This window comes from Janibacter melonis, from assembly GCF_003721155.3.
Taxonomy (GTDB): domain Bacteria; phylum Actinomycetota; class Actinomycetes; order Actinomycetales; family Dermatophilaceae; genus Marihabitans; species Marihabitans melonis.
In genome coordinates this window covers 2,425,048-2,436,690 of the sequence record NZ_CP044548.2, presented here as the reverse complement: position 1 = coordinate 2,436,690, position 11,643 = coordinate 2,425,048, and the positions used below count along the sequence as shown (strand labels likewise).

Annotated in this window: 10 protein-coding genes; all 10 read left to right on the top strand. The window is 74.4% G+C overall.

Annotated features, from left to right (window positions below; all coding sequences use genetic code 11):
* The first annotated feature begins 52 nt into the window (after positions 1-52).
* A complete protein-coding gene (locus tag EEW87_RS16835) occupies positions 53-1,618 on the top strand; it encodes a serine/threonine-protein kinase (RefSeq protein WP_192826143.1) in 1,566 nt (521 codons plus the stop codon).
* 100 nt (positions 1,619-1,718) lie between these two features.
* Positions 1,719-3,161 (top strand): CCA tRNA nucleotidyltransferase, encoded by a 1,443-nt coding sequence (locus EEW87_RS11605; RefSeq protein WP_420810350.1) that lies wholly within the window; start codon positions 1,719-1,721, stop codon positions 3,159-3,161.
* A 124-nt stretch (positions 3,162-3,285) separates the two neighbouring features.
* Positions 3,286-4,575 (top strand): hypothetical protein, encoded by a 1,290-nt coding sequence (locus EEW87_RS11600; RefSeq protein ID WP_163562440.1) that lies wholly within the window; start codon positions 3,286-3,288, stop codon positions 4,573-4,575.
* A gap of 93 nt (positions 4,576-4,668) precedes the next feature.
* The gene (locus tag EEW87_RS11595) at positions 4,669-5,142 is read left to right on the top strand and encodes a hypothetical protein (protein ID WP_123093606.1); all 474 of its coding nucleotides are present in this window, start codon (positions 4,669-4,671) and stop codon (positions 5,140-5,142) included.
* A gap of 82 nt (positions 5,143-5,224) precedes the next feature.
* Positions 5,225-5,698 (top strand): hypothetical protein, encoded by a 474-nt coding sequence (locus EEW87_RS11590; RefSeq protein ID WP_068270822.1) that lies wholly within the window; start codon positions 5,225-5,227, stop codon positions 5,696-5,698.
* A complete protein-coding gene (locus EEW87_RS11585) occupies positions 5,695-6,525 on the top strand; it encodes a PP2C family protein-serine/threonine phosphatase (RefSeq protein ID WP_240341589.1) in 831 nt (276 codons plus the stop codon). Before EEW87_RS11590 ends, EEW87_RS11585 begins: the two co-directional genes overlap by 4 nt.
* A gap of 1 nt (position 6,526) precedes the next feature.
* Complete coding sequence (locus tag EEW87_RS11580; protein WP_123093605.1) at positions 6,527-8,677, top strand: FHA domain-containing protein; 2,151 nt, start codon at positions 6,527-6,529, stop codon at positions 8,675-8,677.
* Positions 8,678-8,684: 7 nt separating this feature from the next.
* Positions 8,685-10,367: a serine/threonine-protein kinase gene (locus tag EEW87_RS11575; RefSeq protein ID WP_240341588.1), complete on the top strand. Its 1,683-nt coding sequence runs from the start codon at positions 8,685-8,687 to the stop codon at positions 10,365-10,367.
* 1 nt (position 10,368) lies between these two features.
* The gene (locus EEW87_RS11570; protein ID WP_123093604.1) at positions 10,369-10,917 is read left to right on the top strand and encodes a hypothetical protein; all 549 of its coding nucleotides are present in this window, start codon (positions 10,369-10,371) and stop codon (positions 10,915-10,917) included.
* Positions 10,914-11,636, top strand: a complete 723-nt coding sequence (locus EEW87_RS11565; protein ID WP_372456509.1) for an FHA domain-containing protein — start codon at positions 10,914-10,916, stop codon at positions 11,634-11,636. The genes EEW87_RS11570 and EEW87_RS11565 overlap by 4 nt, the downstream gene beginning before the upstream one ends.
* The last annotated feature ends 7 nt before the right edge of the window (positions 11,637-11,643 follow it).

Sequence of the window (11,643 nt, the reverse complement as noted above, 5' to 3'; positions counted from 1 at the left end):
ACCTCGGCCCCGCGCCCGGGTCCGGGACGTCCGCGCCGCTAGCCTCGGGCGCGTGAGCACCCCGTCGCCGCCCGCTCCCCGGATCCCCGGGCTCGAGCACGTGCGCCGGCTGGGGGCCGGCGGCTTCGCCGACGTGCACCTCTACCGCCAGGAGCTGCCGCGCATGCTCGTCGCGGTCAAGGTGCTGCGCACCGCGGCCGGTGACCTGCGCGAGCAGCTCGTCGCCGAGGCCAACACCATGGCCGAGCTCGCCGAGCACCCCTACATCGTCACGGTGCTGCGCGCGGACGTCACCGACGACGGCCGGCCCTACCTCGTCATGGCCTACTACCCGGGCACCTCGCTGGCGGCCCGGGCCCGTCGCTCGCCGCTGTCCGTCGCCGAGACCCTGCGCGCCGGCGTCCAGCTGGCCTCCGCCGTGGAGACCGCGCACCGCGCCGGGGTGCTCCACCGCGACATCAAGCCGGCCAACGTCCTGCTCACCTCCTACGGCACCCCCGTGCTCGCCGACTTCGGCATCGCCGGGCGCACCGCCGAGGTCGACGACGAGGACGACGTCGGCGTCTCCGTCGCGTGGGCACCGCCCGAGGTGCTGCGCGGGCGCTCGAACGGCTCCGTCGCCGCCGACGTCTACTCGCTGAGCGCGACCCTGTCCTACCTGCTCACCGGGCGCACCCCCTTCGAGGACCCGGGCGGCGACAACTCCGCCAACGCGCTCCTCGTGCGCACCACCCGGGAGCCGCCGCGCCGTACCGGGCGCGAGGACGTGCCCGAGGCGCTCGAGCGCCTCCTCCAGCACGGCATGGCCAAGGACCCCGCCCACCGCCCCGGCTCCGCCCTCGCCCTCGCGCTGGACCTCCAGCGGGTCGAGGCGCAGCTGCGCCTCCCCCGCACGGAGACCGTGGTCCTCGACCACGACGACGACGGGCTGCACACGGTCACCGGCGACGCGACGAGCGTGCGCTCCGTGCTCGCCGACACCCCGGACCTGCCGCCGGTCTCGACCCCGCAGGACCCGCGGTCCACCCCCAACGCCTCGACCCCTGGGCCCTCGCCGTCTCCTCGACCCCGCTGGCCGTGGGTCGCGGCCGCCGCGACCGCCGCCGTGCTCCTCGTCGGGGGAGCGGTCGGTGGCGCGGTCCTCCTGCTGCCCGAGGACGAGCAGAGCACCGCCGGCACGACCTCGGCCACCTCCTCGGGCACGGAGGGGTCGAGCACGCAGAGCTCGAGCACCGCGGGGCAGACGGACGCGGCGCTCGACCCCTGCCTCGTCGGGACGTGGGAGACCTCGAGCTACGAGGAGACCGTCCCCCTGCTGGGCACGCTCACCGATCTCGAGCGGACGATGACCTTCGGCACCGACGGCCGTCTCACGACGACCTACGACGACGCCCGGCCGAAGGGGGCCGGCGCGGGCTGGGTCTTCGACGGCACGGTCGTCTACGACGTGACGACCTCCGGCAGCACGATGTCCTTCGCGCTGGTGCGCGACGGGCTCACCGTCACGGGTCCGTCCGGCGACCTGCCCCCGGGCACCGGCGACGTGCAGTACACGTGCTCGGGCGACACCTTCACCCAGACCGCGACCGGGCTCGACGCGACCTTCACGCGTCGCTGACCGGCGGTCCGCGCAGGTCGCCCGGCGGCACGCAGGCGCACCGCCCCCGCCGCCGCACCTATCCTTGGTCCCCGTGCCCACCCCGTCGACCCCGCCCCAGATCCCCCGCGAGGTGCTCGAGGACGCCGTCGCCCACCTCGCGCCCGTCCTGCCCCTCCTGCGCGAGCTCGGCGAGCGGTTCAGCGCGAAGGGGCACGACCTCGCCCTCGTCGGCGGTCCCGTCCGCGACGCCTTCCTCGGCCGCGAGAGCCTCGACCTGGACCTCACGACGAGCGCCGGCCCCGACGTCACCGAGGAGATCCTCGCCGCCTGGGGCGATGCGCACTGGGACATGGGGCGGGACTTCGGCACCATCGGCGCCCGCCGAGGAGAGCACGTCGTCGAGGTGACGACCTACCGCGCCGACGAGTACGACGGCACGACCCGCAAGCCCGTCGTCGCCTTCGGCGACACGCTCGAGGGCGACCTCGTGCGGCGCGACTTCACCGTCAACGCGATGGCCCTGCGCCTGCCCGACCTCGAGCTCGTCGACCCGCACGGCGGTCTCGTCGACCTCGCCGCCTACCGGCTGCGCACGCCGTCGGCTCCCGAGGTCTCCTTCGCCGACGACCCGCTGCGGATGATGCGCGCGGCCCGCTTCGTCGCCCAGCTCGGTCTCGTGCCGGTCCCCGAGGTCGTCACGGCGATGGAGCAGGCCGCGACGACCCTGCAGATCGTCTCGGCCGAGCGGGTGCGCGACGAGCTCGTCAAGCTCCTCCTCGCCCCGGACCCCGTCACCGGCCTGCGGCTGCTCGTCGACACCGGGCTCGCCGAGCAGGTGCTGCCCGAGCTGCCCGCCCTGCAGCTCGAGATCGACGAGCACCACCGCCACAAGGACGTCTACGAGCACTCCCTCACCGTCCTCGAGCAGGCGATCGACCTCGAGACCGGCCCGGACGGCGACGTGCCCGCGCCCGACCTCGTCCTGCGCCTGGCCGCGCTGCTCCACGACATCGGCAAGCCGCCGACGCGGCGCTTCGAGACCGGGGGTGGCGTCTCCTTCCACCACCACGACGTCGTCGGCGCCAAGCTCACGGCGAAGCGGATGCGCGCTCTGCGCTTCGACAAGGACACGACGAAGGCGGTCGCCCGGCTCGTCGAGCTGCACCTGCGCTTCCACGGGTACGGCGACGGCCAGTGGACCGACTCGGCCGTGCGCCGCTACGTCACCGACGCCGGCCCTCTCCTCGCCCGGCTGCACCGGCTCACCCGGGCCGACTGCACGACGCGCAACCAGCGCAAGGCCCGCCGCCTCTCGCACGCCTACGACGACCTCGAGGTCCGCATCGAGCGCCTCCTCGAGGCCGAGGAGCTCGGCAAGGTCCGCCCGGAGCTCGACGGTCACGAGATCGGCGAGGTGCTCGGCATCCGCCCGGGACCGGTCCTCGGCCGCGCCTACTCCTACCTGCTCTCCGTGCGCCTCGACGAGGGCCCGATCGGCAAGGAGGCCGCCGCCGACCGGCTGCGGCAGTGGTGGGCCCAGCAGCCCGAGCACGAGGGCTGAGGGAGCCGGGGCGAAGGGGGGAGTCCTCCCCATTCCGCAGAGGCTGCGCGCCATCTAGGTTCGACTCCGAGCACCGGCCCCTGGGGTCGGCCGACGCCACAGCCGACGGAGCAGGGGAGAGACGATGAGCGTCCAGCAGGGCATGGACACCGCTCGCATCCGCGAGATCGCCGAACAGCTGCGCAGCCAGCGCGAGAAGATCGAGGGCGTGCGCCAGAGCGGGAGCGCCAGCGCGAAGGTCCTGCGCGACAGCTGGGCCGGCGCCGACCTCTCCGGCTTCACCGAGCGCTGGGACGGGCCCGTCGTCAAGCAGCTCATGGACGCGGCCACCCAGATCGGCGCGGCCGCGGACCTCATGGTCCAGCAGGCCACCGACCAGGACGACACGAGCAGCCTGGGCGGCGGCAGCGGCCCCGGCGCCGGCGGCCCGGGTGGCGGCCCGGGCGGGGGGCCCGGCGGCCAGGGACCCGGGGGCGGCGGCGACGGCTCCCAGCCGGGTGACATGAAGGGCACGTGGTCCCCCTTCGACCGGGACCAGGACTCGCCCTTCATCCGCACGAACAAGGACGAGGACGGCAACCTCCACCACTACGACCCCCTCACCGGCAAGCGCTGGGTCGAGGACGCCGAGGGCCGGTGGACTAACGAGACGGACGGCCGCGGGCACACGTCCTTCACCGAGACCGAGACGACCGACCGGGGCAACGGCTGGGAGAGCGAGCGCGAGTCGACCCGCGGCGAGGGCGGCGGGCGTCGGGAGTACGGCGAGTCCTGGAGCACCGAGCGCGACTTCGACGAGAACGTCGGCTCGCGCGCCAAGGACGTCCTCGACCAGGTGCAGAGCGAGCCCTTCGTCGAGTCGAAGGCCGAGACCGAGGTGAGCGCTGCCGTCCTGCGCGGCGAGGCGGGCGACGAGAGCCTCGGCGCGAGCGGCGAGCTGCTGTCCGCCGAGGCGGGCGCGGACGCCGCGGCCGGCATCGACGCCACCCGGGGCGCGTACGCCGAGGCCAACGCCCACGCCGGTGCCTATCTCGGCAAGGGCGAGGCCCACTTCGCGACCGACAGCGGCACCGCCGGCGAGGTCTCCGCCTACCTCGGCGGTGAGGCCAACGCCGAGGCCCAGGCCCAGATCGGGCCGGGCGGCGCGTCGATCAGCGCCGGCGCCGACGCCTTCGTCGGCGGCAAGGCCGAGGCCGGCATCAGCCAGGACATCGGCGACTACGGCTCGGTCGGGGTCGGCGGGTCCGTCTCGTACGGCATCGGCGCCGAGGCCAACGTCGACGCCGAGGCCTCCTGGGACCGCATCGGCTTCAGCGGCGAGGTCGGGCTGACCCTGGGTCTGGGCGCCTCGCTCGACTTCGACGTCTCGATCTCCCCGAAGGAGATCATCGGCTCGCTCAACCCCTTCGACTGACCCGGTCGCGACCGGCCCCGAGCACCACCTGCCCCGGCACCTGCCAGGGTGGGCACCAGACCACCGCAGCAGCGACGTGAAGGAGCACCTCCGATGCCCACCGTGACCTACCCCAGCGACGTCGTCCCCGGTCCCCCGCGGATCGCCCTGGAGATCCCCGAGGGCTGGGAGCAGGTGTGGACCCCCGAGACCCTCGTCGCGGTCCGCGAGGCCGGGGTCACCGACCACTTCGCGCCCAACGCCGTCGTGCGCTTCTTCCAGCGGGTCGGCACCTTCGGCCCCGACGACATCGAGCGCGAGATGCGCGAGTACGCCGGGCGCCAGCGCGACGGCGAGGTCGGCCCGGTGAAGAGCCAGACCATCAACGGCCGCGAGTGGATCGGCATCGACGTCGCCTTCGTCGACGAGCAGGCGGGCACCATCGCGCAGCTGCACTGGTTCACCGCGCAGCAGCAGAACGACGTCGTCGACGTGCTCCAGGCGACCGCGTCCTTCGCGGCCTCGCGCAAGGAGAGCGACTACCCCGTCCTCGACGCCCTCGTCGACTCGATCCGGGTCAACCCCTGACACCCATCACCCCGAGGGCCCGGACCGGCCGCGCGTCGGTCATGATGGCCCCCGACATCACGAGGACCAGGGGAGAGACGAGATGCCGCAGCTGAGCTACCCGAGCGACACCTTCCCGGGGCCGCCGGGGGTGACCCTCGACGTGCCGCAGACGTGGGCGCCGGTCCGCGTCGGCGGCACGCTCATGGCGTGCCGCAAGATCGACAGCGACCACGGCTTCGCGCCCAACGTCGTCGTCCGCGGCTTCCAGCGCACCGCCGACTTCACGATCCGCGCGGCCCTGGCCGAGCTGCGGGCCTTCGTCGCCGAGCGTGGCGAAGGGAGGGTCGACGAGCCCTTCGAGCTCGAGCTGGGGGGCGTGCCCTTCCTCGGGGTCAACGTCTCGTGGACCGACGACGAGATCGGCACCGTCGTGCAGATCCACCTCTTCGCCGGGTCCCGTCGGGGGCGCATCGTCGACATCGTCCAGGCCACGGGCTCGGTCGGCGGCGACGACATGGAGCGCTCCTACGGAGAGGTCCAGGGCATCCTGCAGTCCGTGCGGGTCACGGCGTGAGCCCCTCCGACCTGCCCGGGAGCCGCCTCGTCCTCACCGCCGGGGCGGCGACCGACGTCGGGCGGGTGCGCACGCACAACGAGGACTCCGGGCTGGCCGAGGGCGGGCTCTTCCTCGTCGCCGACGGCATGGGCGGGCACGCCGCGGGCGAGGTGGCCAGCGGCATCGCGGTCGACACGATGCGCGAGCTCGTCGGTCGGCACGACCTCACGGCGGAGGCGGTGGGCGAGCAGATCGGGCTGGCCAACCGCCGCATCCTCGACGAGATGGCGGCCGACCCCGACAAGCAGGGCATGGGCACGACGGTCAGCGGCATCGCTCTCGTCGTCACCGGGGGGACCGACCACTGGGCGGTCTTCAACGTCGGCGACTCCCGTGTCTACCGGCTCATCGACGGCGCGCTCATGGCGATGACCGTCGACCACTCCGAGGTCCGAGAGCTCGTCGACGCCGGTGTCATCACGGCCGAGGAGGCCCGCACGCACCCCAAGCGCAACGTCGTGACCCGCTCGCTCGGCACGACCTACGCGGCGACGCCCGACGTCCGTGTCGTGCCTCCGCACGCCGGCGAGCGCTTCCTCGTGTGCTCCGACGGGCTTACCGGAGAGCTCACCGACGACCAGGTCCGCGACCTGCTCGTGCGCCACGCCGACCCGCAGCTGGCGGCCGAGGCTCTCGTACGCGCGGCGGTCGAGGCGGGCGGTCGGGACAACGTCACCGTCGTTGTCGTCGATCTGGGCGAAGCCGGGGCAGACTCGTCCCAGACAGTCACCTCGCCCCGGGCGCACGTCGACACGGCGCCCCGGTCGAGCCACGAAGGGAGCTGACATGGAGCTGCGGATCGCGGCCCTGGACGACGTGCCGGGCTGGAGCGTCCTGCGTCGCCCTGAGGTGAGCCTGCTCCTGCGCGGGGCCGACGAGATCACCGCACGGGTCGCGGCCGCTCTCGACGAGCGCCGCGGCGAGGACGTCGTCGACGTCGTCGTCGACACGCTCACCGCGGACGGCTTCCGCTCCACCCCCGACTTCGCCCTCGCCACCCCCGACGGGCGTCTCGTCGCCCGGGGTGCCGGCGAGGTGCGGCTCGGCGACGACCGGTCGGTCGTCGCCGGCCCTCGCATGCCGTGGCGCGACGAGGACGCCCCCGACGGGGTGGGCGAGGTCACGCTCGCCGTCGTCGGCGTCGAGGCCGCCCCGGCGCTCGAGGCGTCGGGTGCTGACGCGCCGGCGGGCGAGGAGAGCCCTGCTCCCGCAGAGCCCGCTGGCCCCGAGCAGGACGGGCCCGCAGGGTCCCCGGTCGCCGACCAGCTCGCCCCCGTGCCCGGCGCGACCGACGACAGCGCAGACGACGACAGCGTGCTCGTGCAGGCCCCGGACGAGCCGGTCGCCGACCAGCTCGCCCAGGAGCAGCCCGTCGCCGATGACCAGCCCGTCGAGCCCGTCGCCGGTGACGAGCTCGTGGAGCAGGACCAGCAGGTCGAGCAGGACCAGCCGGCTCCCGACGGTCCCGTCGAGGAGCCCGCTGACCCCTCGACCGAGGAGCCCTCCGGTCCGCCGGCCGACGTCTCGGCCGCCGCCCCGGAGACCGAGTCGGCCGCCGCACCCCCGCCCCCGCCGTCCGGCTGGGCCATGCCGTCGGTCTTCGGCGCCGCGAGCCCGCCGCCGCCCGCCCCGCCGTCGCCGGTGCCCCCGCAGGACGGCGACGTCGCCCGACCCACCCTCACCGTCGTCCCCGAGCCGGAGCCCGAGCCCGTCTCCGAGCAGCCGGTCGTCACCGAGCCCGCGCACGAGCCGCGACCGCAGACCGGGGACCAGCAGCAGGACGCGGCCCTGGCCGCCGGGTCCGCCCCGACCGACGAGGAGGAGGACGAGCTGCCCTCCTTCGACTTCCTCTTCGGCGCGACGAGCCACCACCGCAGCTCGCTCGTCGCCCAGGCCGAGGAGGAGGACCAGATCGACTCCGGTCCGGTCGCCGCGGCCGGTGGCTACCAGGCCCCCGAGGACGCCGCCCACGCGACGCTCGCTCCCCCGGAGGAGGAGCACGACGAGCCCGAGCCGGTCGTCGAGACGCCCGCCGAGCCGGCGCCGCCGGCACCTCCCGCGCCGGTCGGTAGCCCCTTCGACCCGCCGCCGGCCACCCCCGAGGGCACGCCGCCCCCGCCGCCTCCTGCCGGCGAGGACGGCCTGATCTCCGCGGTCCCGTGGGGAGCAGGTGCCGCGCCCGCCGCACCCCAGCCCACCGCACCCGAGCCCACCACGCCGGAGCCGGCCGGGCAGGAGCCGCCCGCGCCCGAGCCGGTGGATCCCGAGCCGTCGGCGCCCGCCGAGCACGAGGCCCCCGCGGCCCAGGCACCCGAGCCGGTGGCCCCGGGAGCGGTCCCGCCGCCCCCGGTCGCTCCCTTCGGCATCGGTCTGCCCAGTGCCATGCCGAGCTTCGGCACCCCCACCGAGTCCGGGCCGCGTCCGCTCGAGCCGGCCCAGGAGCACGACCCCTACGCCGTGCCCGAGTCGACCGGCCCGATGGTCCTCGCCGTGCGCTGCCCGAGCGGCCACGCGAGCGCCCCCCACGCCGTGAGCTGCCGCGTGTGCGGTGCGGCGCTGCCCTCGCAGCAGCCCGAGCCGACGCCCCGCCCGGCCCTGGGTCTGCTGCGGCTGTCGACCGGCGACGTCGTCACCCTCGACCGCGGGGTGCTCATCGGCCGCGCGCCGAAGTCGGCGCCCGAGCTGCCCGCCGCGCAGGCACCGCACCTCGTGCGGGTGCCGAGCCCGGACAACGAGATCTCGCGCAACCACGTCGAGGTCATCCTCGACGGCTGGCACGTGCTCGTGCGCGACCTCGGCTCGACGAACGGCACGACCATCACGCTGCCGCAGGACCACCCCGTGCGGCTGCGCCCCGGCGACCAGCAGAGCATCGAGCCCGGCACGACGATCACCCTCGCCGACCAGGTGAGCGCGGTCTTCGAGGTGACCGGGTGATGCGTCGGTGAGTCAGGCCGTCCCCCCCGTCCTCGACGGGCTGGACTACATCCAGCCGCTGGGCTCCGGCGGCTATGCCGACGTGTACCTGTACGAGCAGCAGATGCCGCGGATGAAGGTCGCTGTCAAGGTGCTCAAGAGCGAGGGCCTCACGGTCGGCATCAAGCAGCAGTTCATCGACGAGGCCAACACGATGGCCCAGCTCGCCGACCACCCCTACATCGTCCAGGTCTTCCGGGCCGGCACGAGCGAGGACGGCCGACCCTTCCTCGTCATGAAGTACTACCCGCCGCCGAATCTCGCGCAGCGGGCCCGGCGAGAGCGCTTCTCCGTCGAGGAGGTGCTGCGCACCGGCATCCAGCTCGCCTCTGCCGTCGAGACCGCCCACCGCGCCGGCGTCATCCACCGCGACATCAAGCCGGCGAACGTCCTCGTCAGCCAGTACGGCTCGCCGGGCCTGACCGACTTCGGCATCGCCGGCATCGGCGGGGCTCTCGAGGACCTCGACGACGACATCGGCGTCTCCGTGCCGTGGGCACCCCCCGAGGTGCTCTACGGGCAGAGCAACGGTGACGCGCGAGCCGACGTCTACGCGCTCGCGGCCACCCTGTGGCAGCTGCTCGTCGGGCGGTCCCCCTTCGAGGTGCCGGGCGGCGACAACTCCGCGTACGCCCTCATGCCCCGCATCCGGTCCAACCCGCCGCCCGAGACCGAGCGGGCCGACGTCCCGGCCTCGCTCGAGCGGCTCCTCGCCCAGGCGATGAGCAAGAACCCCCTCGCGCGGCCCGCGACGGCCCTCGAGCTCGCCCGATCGCTGCAGCACATCGAGCAGCAGGAGCGCTTCTCGCGCACCGCGATCGTCGTCCTCGACGAGGAGGGCCACACGGCGAGCCGACCGGCCGCCCAGGCACCCGACCCGACCCGGCTGCGGCACGCCACCCCCGCTCCGGGCTCCGGGCGCACCCTGCCGCCCCCGCCCCTCGGCCAGCCCGTCATCGGCGGCGAGCTGAGCGGCGGCCGGGGGATCCCCGGCAGCCCGGCCGTCTCCTTCACCACGGGTGCCCAGGGCCCCGCCTCGAGCACCGTCACCGGGCCCCAGCCCGGGTACCAGTCGGGTCCGAGCGGTGCCCGTCCGGACCACGCGTCCGGTCCGTCCCCCTTCGCGCCGGTCACCTCCGGACCGCGCCCTGCGACGACCGGTGGGTCCGGACCGGGGCAGACGTCCGGTCGGCACGGCAGCGGCGGGCCCGACCGTCGTCTCCTCGTGCCGGCGATCGCCGCCGGTGCCCTCGCCCTGCTGCTCCTCGTCGGGGGCGGCATCTACCTCTCGAGTCGTGGCGGCGACGAGCCCGGGCCCGGGACGACCGAGGCCGGGGGCGAGCTCGCGGGCACGCCCGTCATCGCGTCGATCGCCAACGGCGAGGGCGACAAGGTGACGATCGACATGACGATGGACGGCGCCCAGGAGGGCGACACCTTCCAGGTCAAGGCCGTGCAGACCGAGTCGCAGGACCCCCAGCCCTCGGAGTTCGAGTCCTCCGTCGAGGTGAGCGCCCCGAGCACCGAGGTGGGCAAGGCGACCTTCCCGACGAACGCGTCACCGGGCACCCGGGTCTGCGCGATCGCGCGCGTCGCCCGTGGCGAGCAGACGACGCAGTGGAGCGCGCCCGAGTGCGTGGACGTGGAGTGACGTGACCACCCCGCCCCCCGCGCCGCCGAGCCGTGGCCGCGTCCGTCGCGACGACCAGCCGGCCCCCGCCCCGTCTGCCGAGCCCGAGGCCCCGCGCCGCGGGCTCACCGTCGGTCTGCTCCCCTTCGTGCTCGGCGTGCTCGGGCTCGTCCTCGTCAGCCTCGTCGTGCTCCTCGTCTACCTCTCCGGGCGTGACGAGCCCGAGCCCGCGGCGACGTACACCTCGGCCGCGACGGACGTCGACGCGATCACCGGTGCCCCGACGGTGACCCTCACCCCCGCCTCGTCTGGGCACGTGATGACCGTCGAGATCGCGTACGACGGTGCGGCAGAAGACGACCGGTACCGGGTGGTCGTCATGAGCGGCGCGCCGCAGGGCGACCCCGACGCGACGGAGTTCGACCTCTCCCGAGGCGTTACCCTCGCGCCAGGGGTGTCCCAGTACCGGGTCAGCATCGCGTCCGGTGTGCGGCTGTGCGCTCAGGCACGCGTCGTGCGGGGAGCCGCCGAGTCCGCGTGGTCGTCGACGAAGTGCGAGGTGCAGAGGTGAGCGAGCAGGGGCAGCCGGCAGGCGGCGTGAGCGTCGACTTCTGCGGCGAGATCTACCCGGCCGACCCGACGCGGCCGTTGACCATCGGGCGCGAGGGCGACGTCGAGATCGACGACAACCCCTTCTTGCACCGCTCCTTCCTCCAGATCACCCACGAGGGCGGCTTCTGGTGGCTCACCAACGTCGGCTCGACGCTCACGGCGACGGTGGCCGACAAGAAGGGCCTGCTCCAGGCCTGGCTGAGCCCCGGCGCGCGGATCCCGCTCGCCTTCGAGCGCGTCACGGTGTGGTTCACCGCGGGCCCCACGACCTACGACTTCGACGTCGTCGCCGACACCCCGTCCTTCCAGATGGTCGACAACGAGGCCCTCGAGCCCGACGCGACCGGCGAGACGACGGTCGGGCGGGTGTCCTTCACCCCGGACCAGAAGCTCCTCGTCATCGCGCTGTGCGAGGACTTCCTGCGCCGGGACACCGCGGGCACCGGCTCGATCCCCAGCTCGGCCGACGCCGCCCGACGCCTCGGGTGGACCGTGACGAAGTTCAACCGCAAGCTCGACAACGTCTGCTCGAAGCTCGCCGACGCCGGCACCCGGGGGCTGCACGGCGGACCGGGCAAGCTCGCGAGCAACCGCAAGACGCGGCTCGTCGAGCACGCGCTGTCGACGCGTCTGGTGACCGTCCAGGACCTCGCGCTGCTCGACCACCCGACCGAGTGACCTGACC

Bases quoted from the DNA above. Each gene is read 5' to 3' on its own strand.
- EEW87_RS11580 (WP_123093605.1), top strand. From the start codon at position 6,527: ATGGAGCTGCGGATCGCGGCCCTGGACGACGTGCCGGGCTGGAGCGTC.
- EEW87_RS11590 (WP_068270822.1), top strand. From the start codon at position 5,225: ATGCCGCAGCTGAGCTACCCGAGCGACACCTTCCCGGGGCCGCCGGGG.
- EEW87_RS11595 (WP_123093606.1), top strand. From the start codon at position 4,669: ATGCCCACCGTGACCTACCCCAGCGACGTCGTCCCCGGTCCCCCGCGG.
- EEW87_RS11600 (WP_163562440.1), top strand. From the start codon at position 3,286: ATGAGCGTCCAGCAGGGCATGGACACCGCTCGCATCCGCGAGATCGCC.